The sequence below is a fragment of the Deltaproteobacteria bacterium HGW-Deltaproteobacteria-6 genome, from assembly GCA_002840435.1.
Taxonomy (GTDB): Bacteria; Desulfobacterota; Syntrophia; order Syntrophales; family Smithellaceae; genus UBA8904.
Genome location: PHAT01000005.1, coordinates 771,700 through 792,034 on the forward strand (window position 1 = coordinate 771,700; position 20,335 = coordinate 792,034).

21 protein-coding genes, 1 tRNA gene and 1 riboswitch are annotated in these 20,335 nt (G+C 50.6%); of the genes, 14 read left to right on the forward strand and 8 right to left on the reverse strand.

Annotation, left to right across the window (positions count from 1 at the left end; all coding sequences use genetic code 11):
* Positions 1 to 14: 14 nt before the first annotated feature.
* Positions 15 to 866, forward strand: coding sequence for a formate dehydrogenase accessory protein FdhE (locus CVU71_13755; protein ID PKN18542.1), 852 nt, complete (start codon positions 15 to 17; stop codon positions 864 to 866).
* A gap of 105 nt (positions 867 to 971) precedes the next feature.
* Here the strand turns inward: CVU71_13755 and CVU71_13760 are convergent, their stop codons facing one another.
* Genes CVU71_13760 through CVU71_13775 form a run of 4 tightly spaced genes read right to left on the reverse strand, consistent with a single transcriptional unit; the run spans position 972 to position 3,913 of the window.
* The gene (locus CVU71_13760; GenBank protein ID PKN18543.1) at positions 972 to 1,568 is read right to left on the reverse strand and encodes a pyruvate ferredoxin oxidoreductase; all 597 of its coding nucleotides are present in this window, start codon (positions 1,566 to 1,568) and stop codon (positions 972 to 974) included.
* Positions 1,568 to 2,452, reverse strand: a complete 885-nt coding sequence (locus CVU71_13765) for a 2-oxoacid:ferredoxin oxidoreductase subunit beta (protein PKN18544.1) — start codon at positions 2,450 to 2,452, stop codon at positions 1,568 to 1,570. The genes CVU71_13760 and CVU71_13765 overlap by 1 nt, the downstream gene beginning before the upstream one ends.
* The gene (locus tag CVU71_13770) at positions 2,449 to 3,573 is read right to left on the reverse strand and encodes a 2-oxoglutarate synthase subunit alpha (protein ID PKN18734.1); all 1,125 of its coding nucleotides are present in this window, start codon (positions 3,571 to 3,573) and stop codon (positions 2,449 to 2,451) included. The genes CVU71_13765 and CVU71_13770 overlap by 4 nt, the downstream gene beginning before the upstream one ends.
* 55 nt (positions 3,574 to 3,628) lie before the next feature.
* Positions 3,629 to 3,913 carry a 4Fe-4S ferredoxin gene (locus tag CVU71_13775; protein ID PKN18545.1) on the reverse strand — a complete coding sequence of 95 codons (285 nt, stop codon included), beginning with the start codon at positions 3,911 to 3,913 and terminating at the stop codon, positions 3,629 to 3,631.
* 372 nt (positions 3,914 to 4,285) lie between these two features.
* Here CVU71_13775 and CVU71_13780 point away from each other — a divergent pair, with 372 nt between their 5' ends.
* The 3 genes from CVU71_13780 to CVU71_13790 all read left to right on the forward strand — a co-directional run bounded on the left by CVU71_13780 (position 4,286) and on the right by CVU71_13790 (position 5,813).
* Complete coding sequence (locus CVU71_13780; GenBank protein ID PKN18546.1) at positions 4,286 to 4,942, forward strand: endonuclease III; 657 nt, start codon at positions 4,286 to 4,288, stop codon at positions 4,940 to 4,942.
* A 325-nt stretch (positions 4,943 to 5,267) separates the two neighbouring features.
* Entirely contained in the window at positions 5,268 to 5,636 is a 369-nt protein-coding gene (locus CVU71_13785; GenBank protein PKN18547.1) for a preprotein translocase subunit SecG, read from the forward strand.
* Between the two features lie 91 nt (positions 5,637 to 5,727).
* A tRNA-Leu gene (locus tag CVU71_13790) sits at positions 5,728 to 5,813 on the forward strand.
* Between the two features lie 173 nt (positions 5,814 to 5,986).
* Here the strand turns inward: CVU71_13790 and CVU71_13795 are convergent.
* The 3 genes from CVU71_13795 to CVU71_13805 form a co-directional block, all read right to left on the reverse strand.
* Positions 5,987 to 6,586, reverse strand: a complete 600-nt coding sequence (locus tag CVU71_13795; protein ID PKN18548.1) for a penicillin-binding protein activator LpoB — start codon at positions 6,584 to 6,586, stop codon at positions 5,987 to 5,989.
* 60 nt (positions 6,587 to 6,646) lie between these two features.
* The gene (locus CVU71_13800) at positions 6,647 to 8,563 is read right to left on the reverse strand and encodes a hypothetical protein (GenBank protein ID PKN18549.1); all 1,917 of its coding nucleotides are present in this window, start codon (positions 8,561 to 8,563) and stop codon (positions 6,647 to 6,649) included.
* A gap of 175 nt (positions 8,564 to 8,738) precedes the next feature.
* Complete coding sequence (locus CVU71_13805; GenBank protein PKN18550.1) at positions 8,739 to 9,539, reverse strand: hypothetical protein; 801 nt, start codon at positions 9,537 to 9,539, stop codon at positions 8,739 to 8,741.
* 142 nt (positions 9,540 to 9,681) lie between these two features.
* On the opposite strand from CVU71_13805, the gene CVU71_13810 reads away from it, so the two are divergent.
* From CVU71_13810 to CVU71_13820, 3 genes are all read left to right on the forward strand, one after another.
* Complete coding sequence (locus CVU71_13810; protein PKN18551.1) at positions 9,682 to 9,873, forward strand: hypothetical protein; 192 nt, start codon at positions 9,682 to 9,684, stop codon at positions 9,871 to 9,873.
* Positions 9,874 to 10,083: 210 nt separating this feature from the next.
* A complete protein-coding gene (locus tag CVU71_13815) occupies positions 10,084 to 10,950 on the forward strand; it encodes a hypothetical protein (protein PKN18552.1) in 867 nt (288 codons plus the stop codon).
* Positions 10,947 to 11,711, forward strand: coding sequence for a flagellar synthesis regulator FleN (locus CVU71_13820; protein ID PKN18553.1), 765 nt, complete (start codon positions 10,947 to 10,949; stop codon positions 11,709 to 11,711). The genes CVU71_13815 and CVU71_13820 overlap by 4 nt, the downstream gene beginning before the upstream one ends.
* A 141-nt stretch (positions 11,712 to 11,852) precedes the next feature.
* Here CVU71_13820 and CVU71_13825 read toward each other — a convergent pair whose 3' ends face one another.
* Entirely contained in the window at positions 11,853 to 12,701 is an 849-nt protein-coding gene (locus tag CVU71_13825; GenBank protein PKN18554.1) for a hypothetical protein, read from the reverse strand.
* 239 nt (positions 12,702 to 12,940) lie between these two features.
* Between CVU71_13825 and CVU71_13830 the strand changes: the two genes are divergently transcribed.
* The 7 genes from CVU71_13830 (at position 12,941) to cobT (ending at position 20,326) form a co-directional block, all read left to right on the forward strand.
* Positions 12,941 to 13,684, forward strand: coding sequence for an alpha/beta hydrolase (locus CVU71_13830; protein PKN18555.1), 744 nt, complete (start codon positions 12,941 to 12,943; stop codon positions 13,682 to 13,684).
* Positions 13,685 to 13,695: 11 nt separating this feature from the next.
* A complete protein-coding gene (locus tag CVU71_13835) occupies positions 13,696 to 14,025 on the forward strand; it encodes a hypothetical protein (protein PKN18556.1) in 330 nt (109 codons plus the stop codon).
* 159 nt (positions 14,026 to 14,184) lie between these two features.
* On the forward strand, positions 14,185 to 15,210 hold the full coding sequence (locus CVU71_13840; GenBank protein PKN18557.1) for an iron ABC transporter permease: 1,026 nt from the start codon (positions 14,185 to 14,187) through the stop codon (positions 15,208 to 15,210).
* On the forward strand, positions 15,210 to 15,986 hold the full coding sequence (locus tag CVU71_13845; GenBank protein PKN18558.1) for a hypothetical protein: 777 nt from the start codon (positions 15,210 to 15,212) through the stop codon (positions 15,984 to 15,986). Before CVU71_13840 ends, CVU71_13845 begins: the two co-directional genes overlap by 1 nt.
* A riboswitch (cobalamin riboswitch) is annotated at positions 15,972 to 16,145 on the forward strand. It overlaps the preceding gene by 15 nt.
* Positions 16,146 to 16,174: 29 nt before the next feature.
* Positions 16,175 to 18,286 (forward strand): hypothetical protein, encoded by a 2,112-nt coding sequence (locus tag CVU71_13850; GenBank protein PKN18559.1) that lies wholly within the window; start codon positions 16,175 to 16,177, stop codon positions 18,284 to 18,286.
* Positions 18,276 to 19,226: a cobalamin-binding protein gene (locus CVU71_13855; GenBank protein ID PKN18560.1), complete on the forward strand. Its 951-nt coding sequence runs from the start codon at positions 18,276 to 18,278 to the stop codon at positions 19,224 to 19,226. Before CVU71_13850 ends, CVU71_13855 begins: the two co-directional genes overlap by 11 nt.
* Positions 19,227 to 19,282: 56 nt before the next feature.
* Positions 19,283 to 20,326, forward strand: a complete 1,044-nt coding sequence (gene cobT / locus CVU71_13860) for a nicotinate-nucleotide--dimethylbenzimidazole phosphoribosyltransferase (protein PKN18561.1) — start codon at positions 19,283 to 19,285, stop codon at positions 20,324 to 20,326.
* Positions 20,327 to 20,335 lie beyond the last annotated feature (9 nt).

Below are 20,335 nucleotides of genomic sequence, written 5' to 3' on the forward strand. Positions count from 1 at the left end.
GGAGGACCATGATAATGGCAGCAACACTGCGCAAATCTTTAAAAACAATAGAGGATTACAAGGTAACCAACCCTATCTACACAGACCTGCTGGATATCCTCGCGGAAATTCTGATTCTTCGGGAAGAATACCGGAAGAATATGACGAGTCCCATTTTTTCAGTGGAAGAAAAGTTAATCCCGGGAAAAATGGAAGGGGGGCTTCCCTTAATTGATCTGGTGGGACAAAAATACGATCTGACCCGCCCGAAAGAATATTTTTACTCATTGATTGCCATTGCCGAAAAAAGGCTGCCGGCTGAAGCGCACAAGTTTCTGGATGTGATCCGCGACGAACAGTTCGACTGGGAAACGATCATCAGAGCGTCGTTTAATCCGGCCGAAGAGGAAGCACTGGGTAAGGAACTGAAATCATCGGACACTCATGATGAGCAGCTTGATCTCATCGATTTGTTTATCGAAGAGAGCCTTCGCCCGGAACTGGAAGTGATCGCCGAACAATATGCCGCGGCCGTTGAAAAATCCGAATGGACGGAAGGCTACTGCCCGATCTGCGGGAAGGAACCGAAAATCGGTGAAATCCGGGAAAGCGAAGACGGCAGGCGCTATCTTTTCTGCCACCAGTGCGGATGCAAATGGCACTTCCACCGGATCAAATGCCCGTTTTGCGGGAATGAAGAGCAGCATTCGCTGGCCTATTTTGCCGTGGAAGGCGAAGAAAGCCATCGGGTTGATGTCTGCAACAAGTGCCGCCGGTATATTAAAATTGTTGAATTGCCGAAATCATCCGAGGATATAAACCTGGATGTGGAAGATATTGCGACGCTGCATCTGGATATGCTGGCGTATGAAGAAGGCTATAACTGAAAACAGGCTTTCAGGCAATGCGGAAAAGCCCCGCCGGGACCATGTCCCGGCGGGGCTTTCGTTTTTTCTTTTTTCCTATCGCCGTAAATGTTTACAGCCTCTCTTCTATTCCTGATGCTTGCCGGGCTCCGGTTTGACGGTGCCTTTGATAATGGCCTGTCCGTATTCCCTGCCTGTGTTGAAGGCGTGAATGTTATTGTCTTTCGTCGAGGCGGGAACAGAATCCAGGACGGCTTTCTTGAGCGCTTCCGCATGAACAATCGGTTCGACCGCCGAGAAAAATCCCAGCATGACAATGTTGGCCATCATCTTGGTTCCGAGCTGTTCGGCAAATCGCGTGGCCGGAATATGAAACGTCCTTTCTCGCAGATCGGATTTGCGGGTGTGGACCAGATCGGTATCCCAGATTAATGTGCCGTCCGGACGCAGGGATTTAATGTTTTTTGTATAGGCTTCCTGGCTCATACAGACTAGGATTTCCGGTTCTTCCACACAGGGGAATAGAATTTCCTCGCCGCTGATGATGACCTGACTGGAACAGGCGCCGCCGCGCGCTTCCGGTCCGTAGTTCTGCGTCATGGTGGCGTGTTTGTGGTCGTAAAGCGTGGCCGCTTTTCCCATAATATCTCCGGCCAGAACAATACCCTGTCCGCCGAAGCCGGTGAGTAATATATGTCTTTCCCGTTTATCCGACATGATCATCACCGTCCTTTCTGCGTATCAGGATGCATGGGACGCCACTGCGGCATCTGCGACCGGTTGTATTTTTCGTAGTGATCCATGAAGGTGGGACGCTCGATATCAACAAACTTCCCGACAACAATTTCCTTATCAATATCCATGGACGCGTCTTTGGGGTCAATATCGCCGCGGATGACCGAACGGCCCTGATAAAATTTCAGCATTTCCAGCGCGCTGCCCATGCGGTTGCGCCTTCCGAAAGAAGACGGACAGGGCGTGATAACCTCCACAAAGCTGAAGCCGCGTTTTTCCAGAGCTTCACTGATGGAACTCCTGAGCGACCGGACCTGCATGGCCGTCCATCTTGCCACATACGTGGCTCCGCAGGCGGATGCCAGATAACTGAAGTTGAAAGGCTCTTCCGGCGAACCGTTGACGGAGGTCGTCGTCTTGGCGCCCAGCGGCGTGCTGGGAGCCTGCTGGCCGCCTGTCATGCCGTAATTGAGATTGTTGACGCAGACAACCGTCATGTCCATGTTCCGGCGCGCGGCATGAATAAAATGATTGCCGCCGATGGCAAACAGATCGCCGTCTCCGGAGACAACAATGACCTTCGTTTGAGGGCGCGCCAGCTTCAGACCTGTCGCAAACGGCAGCGCCCGGCCATGTGTGGTGTGAAACGAATCCAGTCTGATATAACCGGCCATGCGTCCGGTGCAGCCGATGCCGGAGACCATGGCGATGGAATTGGGGTCCCAGCCGGTATTTTTAATGGCGGCGAGTACGGCGGAAAACACGGTGCCGATCCCGCAGCCGGGACACCAGATATGCGGAATTCTTTCCGTTCGCAGCAGAGAATCCATGGGATGGGGTGGAACGTTCTTAACGGGTTTTGATGTGGTCATATTTTCCCTCTTGCCGCCTTGGCAATAGCGCTTTGAATCGAAGCGGGGTGGAGAATCGCGCCGCCGTAATTGGATACCAGGCTCACCGGACAGGCGCCGGAGGTACAGCGTTCGAGCTCCAGAACCATTTGACCGCCGTTGATTTCAGCCATAATCATTGCTTTAACCTGAGGAGCAACGCTGCGAATAAGTTCTTCGGGGAAAGGCCAGATGGTTTCCAGTTTGATCAGCCCCGCCTTGATGCCTTCATTTCGGGCATTACGGACGGCCTGCATGGATGAGCGGGCGCTGATGCCGTAAGAAACCACGACAATCTCGGCGTCATCCAGATAGAAATTTTTTGTGCTGATAATTTTATCACGATTATTGCGTATTTTACCGACCAGGCGGGCAACCATTTGTTCCTGCGCCTGGGCGTTCATGGCCGGATAGCCGCGATCGTCATGGGTGAGGCCGGTCACGTGAATCCGGTAACCGTCGCCGCAATTGGCCATCGGCGCGATGCCGTCGGCATCCGCCTTATAGGGAAGATAGTCTTCCCGGGAAACGGAAGGCTTCCGCCGGTTGATGATCTCAATTTCATCCTCACGAGGAATAACGACCCGTTCATTCATGTGCCCGACAACTTCATCGGCCAGAATAATCACAGGCAGTCGATAGTATTCGCTCAAGTTAAAAGCGCGGATGGTCATATCAAACATTTCCTGAGGGCTGGCCGGACTGAGCGCGATGATTTCATAATGGCCGTGCGATCCCCAGCGCGCCTGCATCATGTCTCCTTGGCCCACCGCCGTGGGAAGTCCCGTACTGGGTCCCGCCCGCTGGACGTTGCAGACCACGCAGGGTGTTTCCGTGCAGATTCCCAGTCCGATATTCTCCATCATGAGAGAAAATCCGGGCCCGGATGTGCTGGTCATGGATTTTACGCCGCCCCAGCTGGCGCCCAGGATGGCCGCCATCGAAGCGATTTCATCTTCCATCTGGATAAAAATGCCGCCCAGTTTGGGCAGCCGTCGCGACATGGCTTCGGCAATTTCAGTCGCCGGTGTGATAGGGTAGCCGCCAAAAAAACGACAGCCGACGGCCAGCGCTCCCTCGCAGCAGGCCTCGTCGCCGTTCATGAAATGTATTCCTGTTAATACTTCTTTGGAAACCAAAACCAATCTCCTTCAATCCTCATTCGTTAAAGTCGTCAAATTCAATGCTGTAAATGGCAAATTCAGGACAGAGAACTTCGCAGAAATGACAATTAACGCACCTTGAAGCGTCATTCACTTCAGGGGGGTGATAGCCTTTTTTGTTAAAAGTGGAGGAAAATCGCAAAACCTGCCGGGGACAATTGGCAATGCAAAAGCCGCAGCCCTTGCAGCGATCTTCAATGACCACAACCTGCCCCAGCTTCTTTTTCGGAGAACCGTTTTCGTTTTGCGGACTTATTTGATATTTTTTAGTTTTCTGCATGGATTCAATTCATTTCCCCTGCATGATCAGACTTTACACAGGGTACTTGCCGGATGGATTTCATTTGCTTGATTATCGGGGATCATCGTCTGAACCGTTTCCCTGAAGAGCCAAACTCCATCGAATGCGCGCAAAGTTGCACACTGGGCATTATAAGAATAAAGAGGCGCTGTCAAGAAAAAATACTCCCGGTCATAGTGGTTGTTTGTTAATAATTTTAAAGCTATATTCCCATTACCCGCGGATGCGGAGGCGTGGATAAAGACTTGCTTTTCACAGGAGCCCATAATAAGAAAAGCATTGTCATGCGGAATAAACATGATCAAGACACGCGCAGGCAGGCAATACGCAATTAGGAAAGCGGCGAAATAGATGGAAAATACGCAGATTAATCAAATTGTTAAAATCCTGAAAAAAGAACTGGATCTGGGAGAAATGCCCATTGTCTCGCATCTGGCCCAAAGCGAACGCGATCCTTTTGTCATATTAATCTCCACGCTGCTCAGTCTGCGCACCAAGGATGAAGTCACAGCCGAAGCGACCGACAGGCTTTTCGCACTGGCTTCCACCCCTGAAGAAATGCTGAAAGTCCCGCAGGCTAAAATCGCCAAGGCGATTTATCCGGTCGGGTTTTACCGCGTGAAAGCCAGAACCATCCATCATACCTGCCGCGAACTTATTGACCGCTTTGATTCAAAGGTTCCGGATAATCTGGACGACCTTTTAAGCATGAAAGGCGTCGGACGGAAAACGGCCAATCTGGTGATCACGCTGGCTTATGGTAAGGACGGCATTTGTGTGGACACGCATGTGCACCGGATTTCCAATCGCCTGGGCTATGTGAAGACCAAAACACCGGATGAAACGGAAATGGCCCTTCGCGGCAGGCTTCCCCGGAAACACTGGATTATCTACAACACGCTGCTGGTTTTCTTCGGCCGCAAAACCTGCAAGCCCGTATCGCCGCTTTGCAGTACCTGTCCCATCAAACAATACTGCCCCCGTATCGGGGTAACAGTGAGCCGGTAGAAGTAAGACAAAGCGTATCTCGTATCTCGTGAATCGTAAGAAAGGCACTAAAAATTATCAACCAAGAATGGTAAGCGTTATGGCGATAATTAAGACGCAAAAGAAAAAAGTTGACGATTTCCCGTCATTTAGATATGATCCGCCCGCTTTTGAATAGCTCGCACAGGATTGACTGGAGACCTCAATTGAAAGATAATTGTTTTTATTAATCAATTTATCTCCCGTCTTGAGATAAAAGAAGCGTTGAATAAAATATCCGCCGGTGATATGTATCCGGCAGATTTCTGAGCGTAATTGAATTTAGATAACTAAAGGGACATAAAAGATGACAACATTGTTAACCATTATCCATGTTTTAGGCTGTATTACCCTGATATTAATCGTCCTGCTTCAGGCAGGAAAGGGTGCAAATATGGGCGCTGCTTTTGGCGGATCCAGCCAGACTGTTTTCGGTTCCAGCGGCGCGGGCACTTTTCTTGGAAAAATGACGGCGGCGGTCGCCATTCTTTTCATGCTGACGTCCATTACATTGACCTACACTTCATCAAGAAAAACATCCGGTTTAATGGATGGCGTATCGGCGCCCGTAACCAGACAGGCGGCTCCCGCAGCGCCCAAGCCCGCAACGTTGCCCGCAGCACCGGCAACTGTGCCCGGCGCGGCTAATACACCGGTGGCACCGGCAGCGAAGTAAGTTTCGTTCTTTTCATATCCGCAAACCCAAAAGGCCCTGGCTTTTTAAAATGATCAGATGGAATGCGGTATTGTATCTCATTTTAATTGCTGCCGAAGTGGTGAAATTGGTAGACACGCCATCTTGAGGGGGTGGTGAGCACCGCTCATCCGGGTTCAAATCCCGGCTTCGGCACCATTTTAAAAAAATATAATGGGGAGTTATAGATCCGTTCTATACTCCCCATTGTTATTTGGATTGCCTGGCTGGCGCTGGATGCACAAGATCTTTTTTAACAGGCTGCGAGCCGGTAGAATGACGCAGAGGAGGTTTAAAAGTTATAACCGTTATTAACCCCCGAATTTCCTGAACTATCGAAATAATGATTTCTCCGTTAATCTTTGAATTTCCTTTTCATCCGTCCAGACTATTTCGCCGGTTTGTATGTTCACCAGTTGCAGCGTAATATTGTAATAAATGATATCGATGCGATCACTTCGTTTGCGAATGCTGGAAATTGCGCCCCTGAGAATATATTTCGCGCCCACCAGCTTCCCGACCTGAACGACCGTTTTGTTGTCAAACAGACCGGATTGCTGAAATTTAAGCTGATTCATAATATCGTTTAATGCCTGGTCATCCACAAATCTGGCAATGCCGTCATTAATTAATTTTGTCCGGACCTTTTCCATAATGGTTCTGGTGTTGACATGTTCGTCCGTCTCGTTTCGCAAATCTCTGGCAAGGATCCATCGCGGTTTTCCTTCCCTTAATTCTGATCCCGGTGCATTGGCGCGCCTGGTGATGGAATTGACCATGTGATCAGCAACTTCTTTTAAATCCCTGGCAGACCAGTCTGATCCCGTAACCGTTTCCTTATCGGCAATGCCGTGCTGAATAGTCGTTGCACAACCAGAAATCATGAAGCTCGTTATTACAATCAGTAACATTCCTATCATTCTTGTTTTCATGTTTTATCCGCCTGTGATGATTTTCAGATATTAAGAAGACGACGCTCCTGTCTACAACCGTTATTTTGCATACACAAAATGAGCGATATTGATTTTGTCTTTTTCCACGCGAATCTTCTGCGTTTCCACGCCGCATCCGTAATTTATGGTAATTGTGTGATCTCCGGGCTCAAGGTCGGTGACTCTCAGGTAATTGATCTTCTTCGGCAGAGACAGCCACCCCCGAAGATCCGCCTGCTCGGCCGCTATCCATGCCGCACCGGCCGCGTCCACGGCAACCTCTGCAAATAATGACGCGAAGGGAATGTTTTTCGCGAGCTCCTTGATCGCCATCTTCGCCGCGAATTGTGTTGTGGCCTTGGCGGTCATTCTGGCCATTATTTTGGCCTGGATGTCAGGCTTGTTCTTTTGGTACTGCGTAGTGATCGTGTTTTCAAGATCATAAAGCAGTTGTGCGCTCCCGGCGGATTTTCCATCGATGTTAATGTCGCATGCCGTCACTTGGGTCGGCGTCGGCGCGTATTCGGCATAGGCGTATCCGATCATGCCAACCCCCGGAACCGGCGTAGGCCCCCACTTGGTCTGGAATTTCTGTGGGGCTAATCCGACGTCCACTAAAATCACCAGATCGGTTGTTTTACCGGTCTTGCTCTCCAGTCTCGCAATTTCATGGTCCCATTTCAGTTTTTTGTATTCGATTTTTGCGTCGTCTTTCCTATCTTCCATCTCATACATGAGAGCGGTCAGATATCGCGCAAACGGATTTTCCAGATAGGCCCTTTCCACCGGTTTCTCTTCGATGAACTGGTTGATTTTGGTAATGGTCCGGTTGCGTTCGACGATGGCCCCGTTAAAGTCCCCCTTGCCGAGATAGGCAACGATTAAATAGGGGCTGATCATCAGTTTTTCATGCATTTCCGCTTCATACTCCATCGCTGTATCATCAGTCATGATAGAGCCGAACCCCTCTGTGATGGATATCGTCCCTTCGATGGTCAGGAATCTTCTTTCGGCCTCCTGAAAATCAGCAATCGCATGATCGTACTTGCGGGCGGACAGGGCCACTTTGCCCCTTTCCAGCAGAGACAGATACTTGTTTTTTTTGCCTTCGACAGTGCTCTGGTATTGCTGGCACAGCTTGTCGGTGTGGGCAAAAGCGGTGTCAAACGAACCGCTCATCAGGCTCAACACCATCGTATCATACTCCAGCGTGTAGCCGCTCTTCACAATATTCTGCGGAATGACCACCGGCGCAACCACGTTCTGCGGAGCCGGCGCCGGAATTGCCGCCGGTTGAACCACGGGGGCCGAAGCGATTTTCTGTTCCGTTTGTGCAGCAGCGTCTCCTGCCGCTTCTGTCGGTGCGGGTGTAATCGGATCCTGCGAATCGTCCTTTGCCAAAAGCGCCGCGCCGCCGGGGCTCAGGAGAGCTATGATATCATTGTGCTGATAATATTTTGCATAATCGAGAGCCGTTCGCCCGTCCTTGGCTTTAATATTCAAATCGGCCCCGCCTTTGAGCAGGGTTTTGACCATCTTCGGGGAGTTGTTATAAGATGCGCTGATCAAAGGGGTCCAACCCTGATAATTGTCCTGGGCGTTTACCTGGGCTCCTTTTTCAATAAGAGATTGGGCGACAGGATGCATCTCGTCTGAGCAGGCCGCTGCCGCCAATAACAGGGTGCCCCCGTCAGGCGCTGTTACGTTGATGCTTGCGCCTCTTTTCAACAGCAGCTCAACCACATCAGGCATACAGTTATAGGTGGCCCAGTACAGAGGCGATGCACTCCACTTGCCCGTGCTCGGCTGGTTGATGTTTGCGCCATGATCAAGCAGCCGGTTAATACCGGCCACATCCCGGTTTTCCACGGCTCTGATGAGAGGGGTTTTCATGGTACAGCCGACTGTTGCCAGCAGAGAGGCAATCATCAAAAAAGAAAGGGTTTTGTTGCAGGATAAAAGGTTCTTCCTTTTCATAATTGTCTTCTTTCCGTATCATTTTTTTTGGCAATAACCTGCTGAATAAAAACGATTAAACCATTATCAACAGTTTATCTGTTTTTGTCAACAAATGTAATTAATATAGATGTCTGCCATGTGCCGCACGTTCCGTCTTCTTCGTTGATCGTGTTGTCCCCGTGATTGGACCCGCTTAAGGAAGGTCGTCAATCCAGGACGGATCGGTAAACCAGCGCTGGGTCATTTTATCCAGCAGCCCCTCGCCCTTCAGGAGCATTAATGTGTTTTGCAGGAAGTTTGTCAGCAGAGGGTCGCCCTCACGGATGGCAATGCCAATAGGTTCGATGCTGAAGGGGGGATTGGCCACAAAATCTTTGTCCCGGTACCGCATCGACTCCACGCTTGTATAGGGATAATCGGCCATCAGCGCCATGACCTTCTTTTTCCGCAGAAGATCCAGCGTTTCTTCCGTTGATCCGGCAATGACCAGTTTTGCTTTGGGCAACATCAGTTTCGCAATTTTTTCCGTTGTTGTTCCCTTCGGCACGGCGATGGTGAAATCGGATTTGTTGATGTCCGCGAGGCCGATGATCTTGTCAGCAATGTCCTTGGTGGTCAGGATAGACTGCCCCGACATGAAATAGGGGCCGACATAAATCACCTTCAGGTTTCGCTCCGGCGTAATGGTCATGCAGGAGAGGATCATGTCGATTTTGCCTTTTTCAAGGGCGGGGATCAATTTGTCGAAAGGCATCTCTACGATGCGCAGTTTGACATGCATCGCTGAAGCGATGAGCCGGCTGAGGTCGATATCGAGCCCCTTGAGGCTGCCGTCTTTAGCCTTGAAGGCCATGGGGGGCAAATTGGCGGAAGTGCCTACCACGAGTTCTTTTTTCTTCAAAATTTTATCGATCGTCGGTCCGGCGGAAGCAAAAGAAGCGAGGGACAACAGTAGAAACAAAACCATTATTACCTTGAACTGCGATTTTTTCATGTTGTTACTCCTTATCAGTGGATTGTTTTATTATATAACAACTCGGGTTTCCTGAAGTAAAAAGATATTCGCGCCAATCTTCAGAGGGCTCATCAAAGGAGCCTTGTGATATTAAAAGAAAGCATAAAGGGGCGGCGGTGCCGTGTCAAGCGGGAAAAGCAAGGCTCAGACATCATCGCGGGGAGGGAAAAGCCATCATGATGACCTGTCCGCGCACCGGATGTTTGAGACAGACTCATCCGTTGATTTTTATCAAGGCATCGGCAATGGCAGCGGGGCCTTGGCTCAACAGCTTATTTCCTGTTTTTATAATTTGATTTTTTTCAAAAGCTAATATAAGTTTATCAAAACAATGGCTGAGTGTCCTCTGAGGCGGCATTTGGCAAGGATTCTGTTAAAAAGATCATCGATTTTTGTGAACGTTTGAATAATTATCAAACGATTATCGAACATCGGAATTGCGGTCGCTATGCGGTTGCCAATCCCGGTTTCGGCGCTGTTTAAGCCATGCAGTTTCTTAAAATGATTTCGGAATGATTCGCCTATGAAAGCTGTTAAAAAAACTGCGCTTCTTGCCTCTCAAACGCTTCCCCTGACTCTTGAAAATATTTTTAAAAAAACAGGTTTAAAACCGGCCGCAGCGTTGGAACAAAAAAAACCGCAGACGGAATTTATTCTGATTTTGGCCGAATCCGTCTCCCCCGCGCAGCGCGCCAAACTCCTTTCTCATGGCTTCAGTTTCAAGCTGAAAGACGATCTTTTGCACAGCCTGATCCGGCTGGAAAAAGAAAACCATCATTTAAAATCCCTGAGTGTCACGGATGAATTAACCGGCGTTTATAATAAACGTTTCTTCAGCAGGCAATTGACGGTCGAAATCGTGCGCGCTCAAAGAACCGGCGAGCCTTTCTGCCTGATTTTCATTGACCTGGATAATTTTAAAATTGTCAACGATACACTGGGCCATACCAAGGGTGACGAGTTTTTAGTCAAAATGTGCCGCCAGATCAACTTGAATATCCGGCCCACGGATTTTGCCTGCCGTTTCGGCGGAGATGAGTTTGCCATCATTCTACCCGCCACTTCTCTGCTGGATGGCGTAAAAATTGCGAAGCGCTGGCATGAGATTTTCTCGCAGGTCGCGAAGGATATGAATCTTCCGGTTTCTTCCTCTATCGGTGTCGATCAATTCAGTGCGTCGAGCAGACAAAGCGCGCAGGAATTTTTGCATCAGGTTGATCAGTTATTATACAAGGCGAAAAAAACGGGCAAAGGAAAGATTACTCATCCCGATATTGAAATACCCGATTCCAAGGCTGTGACACGGGAGGAAAGAGAACTCCTTTATCACATTTTTCAACCCTCAGGGCAAAAGCAACATCTCCGAAAAAAGGACAAAGGAAAAAATTGAAAACAGCACAAGAAACCATGATCGTATCGTTAACCAGCGGAAAAGGCGGCGTCGGCAAAACCTTTGTCAGCACCAATCTGGCCGCAACGCTGGCCAGGCAGGGCAAAAAAGTCCTGGTTGTTGACTGTGATCTGGGACTGGCCAATATTGATATCATGCTGGGGATCAATCCTGTACGAACCCTCAAGGACGTTGTCTTCGGTGACCTGCATCTGCGGGATGTCATCATGCCGACGTCGGCCGGCTTTGACTTGATTCCGGCCAGTTCCGGCATCCGTGAAATGGCGCAGCTTTTGTTTGAAAAAATTCAAACCATTAAGGAAATGATGCTGGAACTGGAAGGCTATGACGTTATCCTGCTCGATACGGGGGCGGGTATCGCTGAGGTTGTTTTGCAGTTCAATTTGCTGGCCCGGTACAATATTATTGTGATCAACCGGGAATTGACGAGCCTTACCGACGCCTACGCGATGGTCAAGGTCATGTATCAGGTTTTTGGCCGGCAGTCCTTCGGCGTCATCACCAACAATGTCGCAAACAGCAGGGAAGGCGCCTCCATCTTTAAAAATATCGACACCATCAGCCGGCGCTTTTTAGGGTTCCCCCTTACCTGGCTGGGAAATGTCAGGCAGGATGACATGATCCCTCAATCCATTTTAAGACAGGAAATTCCGGTCTGCAAGTTTCCCCGCTCGCGCGTGGCCGTTGATTTTATTGCCGTCGGTAAAGCGCTGATTGCCGGGAAATATCCCGTCGCATAAGGAAAGCATCGTTGGCTGAATTTCCGGATGACAGTACAGAAATGGCGGACTCGTTTAAAGAAAAAAGAGCATTACGGGCAAACTGAACATTCGACAGAAAATGCCTGCCGGGGGCCGGCCTCCATCCAAACGATGTCCGGATTATCCGTCTAACTGAAGAATTCTTTCGAGATCGCTTCCGTAGCGTCTGTATTTTTCAGGAGATAAAATTTCCTGGAGATGGTCCTTGTTCTGCACCAGTTCAGCCAGTGTATCGTCCGGCAAAAACATGAACACCGCGCAGTTGGCAACTTTGGCCTGCTCAAAACGCCAGATATAGAGTTTTTTGAGGATCTCTTTTTGCTCGCGGGCCAGCGTATAATATCCTTTGATTTTTGAATAACCGCGCCTGTCGAATACTCTTTCCTGCCAGTTGCAGGCGGCGATTTTTGCGAAAGCCTCCCTGGCGGCGCCTTCCAGTCCCTGTTCCTGCAGGGATGCCCGTTGCTTTTCATAAAGGGCAGGTAACAGGGTCACATCCTGGACAGCATATTCCAGTTGTTCGTCCGTCAGCGGACGGTGATCCCAGCGTGACCGCTGCATTTTTTTGCTTTTTTTCAGCTCCACTCCGAGGAATTCCTTGATCATTTTGTCCAGCGAAAGCTGCCTGAATCCCAGCAGCATCCCGGCCCGGTGGGTATCGAAAATATTTTGAAATTCAAATTCATAGTCTCTCTTCAGCAGGCGGATATCGTTGTCCGCCGCATGGAGAATTTTTACGACGGATTTGCTTTTAAAAATTCTGGCTAAAAATGAAAAATCAAGGTCGGCCGTCGCATCCAGGACATAGGTGGTCGCCGGGGCGTAAATTTGGATCAAACAGAGTTTTTCCCTGAAATATCTGAATGAATCATATTCCGTATCAATGCCTAGTATCGAAGCCTGGCGCAAATGCTCGGCGGCGCGCTTTGCGGCTTCGGGTGTGTTCACCAGCAGCCAATTCGTATTCATGGAACGCTACTTAACCGAAACAGGGATTTAATGCTATAAAAATGATACATATTGGTTAGGGAAGCAGCGGATGATAACAGTCTATTTGTCTGGTTTCATTGTGCTATTATGCTTTACAAAATAATAAGATGTGCTACGCTGGAGCCGCTTGACGGAAAAAAAAGAAGACTCGGGTATGACTGGTCATGAAAAAAAAGTGGCTGTTGCTAATCATCGCAATATTTTTAGGGGGTTGTAATATGCAAAATCGATTTCTTTATTTTCCTAATGACGAATGGCCGACGCCCGGGATGCTGGAGGTCGAGCAGATGGCGCTCTGGCAGGCAACCGGTTCCGACTATCGGGGCCTGATCTCCGCCGGAAATGTTCCATCCCCCAGCGGAACGGTCATCATTTTCCATGGCAACGGCGGGACGGCTATTGATCGCGGATTTTACATGGAACCGTTGATGAATCTCGGCTTTCGCGTCATTTTGGCTGAATATCCCCAATACGGGGGCCGTCCGGGAAAGGTGGGAGAAAAACCGTTTGTTGCCGACGCTCTGGAATCGGTTCGCCTGGCCCACAAACAATATGGAGAACCGTTTTATGTGCTGGGGGAATCGCTGGGCTGCGGTGTTGCCGCTTCTGTCGTCAAGCAGACAACAACACCTGTTGCCGGGCTTATGCTCATCACGCCCTGGGACACGCTGGCCGATGTTGCCCGGTCGCTTTTCCCTTTTCTGCCGGTAAAACTGGTTCTGACCGACAAGTATGACAGCATTGAAAATCTGCGAAAGTTTCCGGGGAACATTGCCGTGGTCGGCGCTGAACGGGACGAAATTCTGCCCATCAAACACGCCCGTAATTTATACGCGAATTTACCGGAAGGCCGGAAACGCATGTGGATCATCCGCGGCGCGGGCCACAACGACTGGCCGTCTTACGCCGACCCGTCTTTATGGAAAGAGATGACCGATTTTGTTAAAGTTGATAAAAAATGAAAGGATACCCCATGAGAAAATCAATTTTATTACTGGCAGGCTTCCTTACCGTTTTGCTGTGGCCTTTCCCGGCATCAGCCCTGACACCCGAACAGGTGATTGAACTGAAGAAGGAAGGGGTCAGCGAAGCCACGATACAAAGGATGATCGAACAGCAGGCAAGGGAAAAAGATCCCTACGCAACAATGGGTGTGAAAGAGGTCAAGGACAAGGATGGCAATACGGTCATTATTCATTCAACCGGCGGAAACACCGGCAGCACGGCGGATGACGAAGAGGCGGCAAAAGTGGATAAAGCCTGGGAGATGCTGCGTAACATGACGATCAAACATAAAAGATAAGTATTGCCATGCTGGCATCAGAACGGTTGTCCATTATGTAATATGTCTTTATATTCAATATCTTGTCTCCATATGACTTAAAATATTACTTGCTTAAATGCGCTGCTTCGCGTATCGGAAATCCGGATACGATCCAATGAAACAGGGAGGATATGCCTTATTTACCGCCGGGTGACGTTATCACGCGTGCTGGGAGTCAGCGCGCTGTTGCTTTTATTGTTTGTGCTGCTTTGCCTTGCCGCGCTTTGTCTCGGCGCGATCCACATCGCGCCCGCCGATGTAGTCGAATCGATTGCGGCCGTGCTTTCCGGTAATGCGTCCGTGCCATCCGAAAACGAACTGATTTTATTCTCCGTGCGCCTGCCGCGGATAATCTTCGCCGGGATTGTGGGCGCGTCTTTGTCGCTGGGCGGCGTAGTCTTTCAGGCGCTGTTACGCAATCCGCTGGCCGATCCTTACGTGCTGGGCATCTCCGGCGGCTCGGCGCTGGGGGCGATTATCGGCATTGTGCTGGGCGCCGGCTCCTTTTATCTGGGTGTGCCGTTTCTGGCTTTTTGCGGTGCGCTCACCACCGTATTTCTGGTATTTATCGTGGCCGGGGGATCGAGAGGACTGCTCCTCGATAACTCCTTGCTTCTGGCCGGCGTCGTGGTCAACGCTTTTTTTTCCGCAGCGATTCTTTTTGCCCTGTCTATTGTGAACAGCATGGAACTGCACAGCATCAGCTTCTGGCTGATGGGGGATCTCTCCAGCGCGGCATCGAAGGAAATTGCCGTGTCCGCCTTATGCCTTTTTGCCGGGTTTGTCCTGCTTTACGCACAGGCGCGTAAACTCAATTTAATGGTGCAGGGTGAGGAAACCGCTTTGCAGCTGGGTGTCAATGTGCAAGGCACGAAATATATATTGCTGATCGTTACGTCGCTGATTACGGCAGTAGCCGTGTCGCTGGCGGGCATCATCGGTTTTGTCGGCATCATGGTACCGCACATGATGCGCCTTGTTTTCGGTTCCGATCATCGGCTGCTTTTGCCTGCGGCGGCGCTTTTCGGCGCTTCCTTTCTGGTGGTGGCCGATACGGTCGCGCGGATTCTTCTGGCGCCTGCGGAATTGCCGGTCGGCGTGATCACCGCGCTTTGCGGGGCGCCTTATTTTATTTTTCTGATGAGAAGGAAGGGCCGCGGATAATGTCCATCATATGCGCGCAGAATGTTTCTTTTCGTTACACAGATAAACCCGTTTTGGACGATGTATCGTTTACCCTTGACGAGGCGCGTCTGGTCGCGGTGATCGGGCCCAACGGTTCCGGTAAAACCACGCTGCTGAAAATTCTCAACACCACGATCTTTCCGAGCGCCGGACAAATGCTTATCGGAGGCAAAGACACGCGCCGCTTCTCGCGTCAGGAGATGGCGCGGACCGTGGCGATTGTCCCGCAGGAAGCGCAGGCGATTTTCCCGTTTTTTGCGGAAGAGATTGTTCTGATGGGGCGCTTTCCCTATTTACGTTCTCTGGCGTTTGAAGACAAAAAAGATTACCGGATTGTTCACGAGGCGATGGCCAGGACGGATTCTCTTTCGTTTGCCCATCGCCGTTTCCATGAACTTTCCGCCGGTGAAAGGCAGCGCATCCTGATTGCCCGCGCGCTGGCTCAGGAACCTGAAATCCTGCTGCTGGATGAAAGCACCGTTTTTCTGGATATGAAACATCAGGCGCAGTTTCTGTCCCTGCTCCGCGAACTCAATCGCGACAGGCATCTGACGGTTATTTTTGTGACCCATGACGTCAATATGGCCGCTCAAAACGCCGACCGGATTCTTTTACTTTACAACGGAAAAAAATATGCTATAGGGACTCCCGCGGACGTTTTGACCGCGCAAAACATAAAAGAGGTTTACGATGTCGATGTGGGAATCGATCAAAATCCACATAACGGTTTGCCACGCGTAACATTGTTCACCTGATTAAGATTGTCCAATAAAAGGAAGCCGGTTAAATTCCGGCGCTGCCCCGCAACTGTAAGCGGAACGAAATCCACAAGAGGCCACTGACGCATCGCGTCGGGAAGGCGTGGAAAGTAGGTCGCCGCAAGCCAGGAGACTTCATGGACAGTCCAACTTACTTTGATCCCGAGGGGGAAAGGAGAAGCTCCATGAAGAGAGCCCCAAACTCAGTCGTCGTTCTTTTGTTATTCCTTTTAACGATCATCTTTTCAGACCGTTTTGCGTTTGCGGCGCCGGAGGGCGGTTCTCCGGACGAGGCGATACGGATGGAAGAGGTCGTTGTCACCGCCACGAAAATCCCGGAGAAGCGAAAAGACATCCCCAACGCTGTTATCATCAAAAATAAAAAGGATATTCAGATATCCGGCGCAACAAGTATCGGAGAATTACTGGCGAATGAGCCGGGTATCGACTGGCAGACCTACGGCAATTACGGCGGGGCCTCACAGGAACTCCATATCCGTGGAATGAGGGGCAATGCCACTCAAGTGCTGGTCAATGGCGTCAACGTCGGTTCTCCGGCGTTAGGTATTGCGGATGTCGGAAAGATTCCCATGGATAACATTGAGCGGATTGAAATAGTCAAAGGCGCCGGTTCATTGCTCTATGGATCGGGGGCAATGGCCGGAACCGTCACTATCCTCACTAAAAGTCCCCGCAGGGAAAAAATGGATCTAAAGGTTGGCGCCGGTTACGGTTCACAAAATACCTATCGCGTCGCTGCGGAAAATGGAATGTTCGTCGCCGGCGATGTTGGATATTATCTGACGGCCGGCAGAACTGAGACCGGCGGCTTTCGGGATAACAGCTATCTCAGGCAAAATGACGTATCCGCAAAATTGCTGCTGGACAAGGGAGACACCATCAATATAAGCCTCTATGGTGATTATATCGATAGAGATTACGGTGCGCCGGGTGTTAAACCGCCTGCCGGCACGACAGATTATTATATCGGCAGCGAAAAATTTTATAATAGCGAAACGTCAGCTCTGCTGGATCACAGCGGTGATAAAGACGGGCATATCGTCCTGAATGTCAAGGGCAGGCCGGTAAAATGGTTCGGTTATGATTTCAAAGGCTATTATACGAACATGGAGAATTACAACTATGCGCGTTATGCATTCGACGGCACGGGCGCGGAAAACTGGGTCAAAAATAATGTATCGGGAACAGACGGGCATGTGGATATTTATCCTTTTGAGGGAGCCAAGATATTGCTGGGCGGTGAATACAAGGACTTTAACTGGAAGAATCACAGTTATGGCTTGAATGCATCCGGCACCAGAACAGGCACCGAGTCTTCGCCGAAAGCACATGTGTTTACCAAGGGCGTCTTTACGGAAGCTGAATACAGGCCATTCGAGTACGGAAAGATTTTAGCCGGCATCCGGCATGAAAACCACTCCGCATTCGGACGGGAAAACCTGCCCCTCTTTGGCGTGGTGATCAATCCCTTTGCAACAACCGCATTGAAGGTCAGCCACGGAAAACACTTTCTGGCGCCTACGCTCAACGATCTTTATTGGCCGGCCGATCCTTATACCAAGGGAAACGCCGATCTTAAGCCCGAAACCGGCTGGCATACCGATGTGACGCTTGAACAATCCTTGTTAAAGGACAAGTTATTCATGACGCTGTCTTATTTTCACTGGAACGTGGATAATAAAATCCAATGGGAACCGGATTCCCAGGGGGTGTGGAGCCCCGTCAACCTGGCCGGCTACAAGGCGGACGGCATTGAGGCAGGAATCAAAGTAGGCCCCTTCCATGATCTGTCGCTGGCCCTGGGTTATACTTACACCCGTGCAGAAGAGGAAAATCGCGAATATACCAAACAGGATTACGGATGGCCGCCTTTCTTTCCGCCGGATTTCCAGTATCGGATGGTCAGAAGGCGGGCGACCATGACGCCTGAGCACCGGTTCAAGAGCGACCTCATCTACAAAAACAAATTCGGACTGACGGCAACGGGAACCATGCGCTATGTAGGCGAGCAGTTCGTATACAATACAGAGACCACCGCCTATCCCGACACAAAAACAGTCATTTATATGCTCAGTTCCTATTGGACGGCGGATTTAAAGATCGAACAGCGTTTTTTTCAGCACTGGGTGCTGTCACTGGCCGGCAAAAATCTGTTTGATCAACAGTACGATACGCATCTGCAATCCTTCACTGATCAAAAGACGTTTGTCACCGCCATGAGCGCTTATCCGGGGGCCGGCCGGTCTGTTTTCGGCGGCTTGACTTATGAATTTTAATCACCTCATCATGACGGGTAACAGGCGCAAACAATTGCCGGTTGTTCATGGCTCCCTGATAATTTTTTTAACCGTCTTTCTGGTGTTTTTTTTCGTCGGCGCATCCCCGGCCCGCACCGTTACCGATGAAACAGGCCGTCGCGTCACTGTTTCGGATAAACCGCAGCGGATTGTTTCCCTGGCCCCCGGCATTACGGAAACCCTTTACGCGCTAGGCCTTGACGCTAAAATCGCGGGTGTAACCACTTTTTGCGACTGGCCGGCGGCAGCGCGAAATAAAACGAAGATAGGAGGATTCACCAATCCCTCCATAGAAAAAATTGTCTCTCTGAAGCCCGATTTGATTCTGGCTACCGCCGACGGCAACCGGAAAGATACGGTGCAGCAACTGGAGAAGCTTGGTTTAACCGTCTATGTTACAAACCCCCAGGATACCCATGGTGTTCTGCAAAGCATTTTACATATCGGTGAAATAACCGGTCAGGAAAAGGCCGCGGCCATTCTGGTTGAAAAACTTCAATGGAGATTAAACCATATCACCCGCCAGACAAGACACAAAAGAAAGCCGCGGGTTTTTTTTCAGCTTGGCTGGGAACCCATTGTGACAGCGGGCCGCGGCACATTAATCAATGAGGTCATAGAGAGGGCCGGCGGTGTTAATGTCGCGGGCCGGGATATGGCTAACTATCCCCGCTACAGTGCGGAGGGCATCATCGGTGCATCACCGGACATCATTGTTTTTGCCCCGATGGTTATTCATGATAATAAATTTGCGGTGGTGAAAAAATTCTGGCATAAATTCGGAGAAGTTCCGGCCGTCAAAAACAATAAAATTTATCCGATAGATGCCAACCTGATTAACAGGGCATCCCCTCGGATTGTTGACGCCGTCGAAAGCATGGCGTTAATGTTCCATCCGGAAATAAAATATTCGCGATAATCATTGCATGCCTTTGGCACTGGCCACGGAGCTGTAATACAGAAAGGTTGAACACCATGAAATATCCGGCAATTCCCCCGATTGATCTGACCGCCGCACAGGAGGCCCGCATGCGGCAAAACAGCCTGACCAAACCTCCCGGAAGCCTCGGCCGGCTGGAAGAAATATCCATCCAACTGGCCGGGATGAAGGCCGATCCGATTCCGCAGGTTTCCCGCAAAGCGGTGATTGTGATGGCTGCCGACCATGGTATTGCGATGGAAGGCGTCAGTGCCTTCCCTGTTGAAGTCACCAGACAAATGGTCCTGAATTTTCTGCGGGGCGGCGCCGCCGTCAACGTGCTGGCGCGTCAGGCGGGGGCTTCCATGACCATTGTCGATATCGGCGTCGCTTCCGACTTTGATCCGTCCCTGCCCGGATTGTTGAACTGTAAAGTAGCTCACGGGACGCGCAATATGGCCAAGGGGCCGGCCATGACCCGCGCCGAAGCACAGCGGGCACTGGCCTGCGGCATGGACGTGCTTGCCTCGGTTGCGGAACAAGGGATCGACCTGATTGCCACAGGCGATATGGGAATCGGCAACACGACGCCGTCATCGGCCATTGTCGCCGTTATGACCGGATTGCCGGTTGCCAAAGTCACCGGGCGCGGCACCGGGCTTGACGATGCGGGTCTTACGCATAAGGTGAAGATGATTGAACAGGCCATTGCGGTAAACCGGCCGGATCCTGCTGATGCCCTTGATGTGCTTTGCAAAGTCGGCGGGCTGGAAATCGCGGGGCTTGCCGGCGTGATGATTGCCTCGGCATCACGCCGCATTCCGGTTGTGGTGGATGGATTCATCTCGACTGCCGCCGCCATGATCGCCGCCGGTCTGGTTCCGGATGCACGCCATTACCTGTTCGGCTCGCACCAGTCGGTGGAAATCGGCCACAAGGCCATGCACAAGCATCTCGGCCTGACCCCGCTTCTTGATCTGAACCTGCGTCTGGGGGAAGGAACCGGCGCTGTGCTTGCTTTTCATTTGATTGAGGCAGCGTCCCGCCTCCTTACGGAAATGGCGACGTTTGCCGAAGCCGGTGTGAGTGACAAAGGCTGAAGGTTCACG

Bases quoted from the DNA above. Each gene is read 5' to 3' on its own strand.
- CVU71_13755 (PKN18542.1), top strand. From the start codon at position 15: ATGGCAGCAACACTGCGCAAATCTTTAAAAACAATAGAGGATTACAAG.
- CVU71_13760 (PKN18543.1), bottom strand. From the start codon at position 1,568: ATGATCATGTCGGATAAACGGGAAAGACATATATTACTCACCGGCTTC.
- CVU71_13765 (PKN18544.1), bottom strand. From the start codon at position 2,452: ATGACCACATCAAAACCCGTTAAGAACGTTCCACCCCATCCCATGGAT.
- CVU71_13770 (PKN18734.1), bottom strand. From the start codon at position 3,573: ATGAACGGCGACGAGGCCTGCTGCGAGGGAGCGCTGGCCGTCGGCTGT.
- CVU71_13775 (PKN18545.1), bottom strand. From the start codon at position 3,913: ATGCAGAAAACTAAAAAATATCAAATAAGTCCGCAAAACGAAAACGGT.
- CVU71_13780 (PKN18546.1), top strand. From the start codon at position 4,286: ATGGAAAATACGCAGATTAATCAAATTGTTAAAATCCTGAAAAAAGAA.
- CVU71_13785 (PKN18547.1), top strand. From the start codon at position 5,268: ATGACAACATTGTTAACCATTATCCATGTTTTAGGCTGTATTACCCTG.
- CVU71_13795 (PKN18548.1), bottom strand. From the start codon at position 6,586: ATGAAAACAAGAATGATAGGAATGTTACTGATTGTAATAACGAGCTTC.
- CVU71_13800 (PKN18549.1), bottom strand. From the start codon at position 8,563: ATGAAAAGGAAGAACCTTTTATCCTGCAACAAAACCCTTTCTTTTTTG.
- CVU71_13805 (PKN18550.1), bottom strand. From the start codon at position 9,539: ATGAAAAAATCGCAGTTCAAGGTAATAATGGTTTTGTTTCTACTGTTG.
- CVU71_13815 (PKN18552.1), top strand. From the start codon at position 10,084: ATGAAAGCTGTTAAAAAAACTGCGCTTCTTGCCTCTCAAACGCTTCCC.
- CVU71_13825 (PKN18554.1), bottom strand. From the start codon at position 12,701: ATGAATACGAATTGGCTGCTGGTGAACACACCCGAAGCCGCAAAGCGC.
- CVU71_13830 (PKN18555.1), top strand. From the start codon at position 12,941: ATGCAAAATCGATTTCTTTATTTTCCTAATGACGAATGGCCGACGCCC.
- CVU71_13835 (PKN18556.1), top strand. From the start codon at position 13,696: ATGAGAAAATCAATTTTATTACTGGCAGGCTTCCTTACCGTTTTGCTG.
- CVU71_13845 (PKN18558.1), top strand. From the start codon at position 15,210: ATGTCCATCATATGCGCGCAGAATGTTTCTTTTCGTTACACAGATAAA.
- CVU71_13850 (PKN18559.1), top strand. From the start codon at position 16,175: ATGAAGAGAGCCCCAAACTCAGTCGTCGTTCTTTTGTTATTCCTTTTA.
- CVU71_13855 (PKN18560.1), top strand. From the start codon at position 18,276: ATGAATTTTAATCACCTCATCATGACGGGTAACAGGCGCAAACAATTG.
- cobT (PKN18561.1), top strand. From the start codon at position 19,283: ATGAAATATCCGGCAATTCCCCCGATTGATCTGACCGCCGCACAGGAG.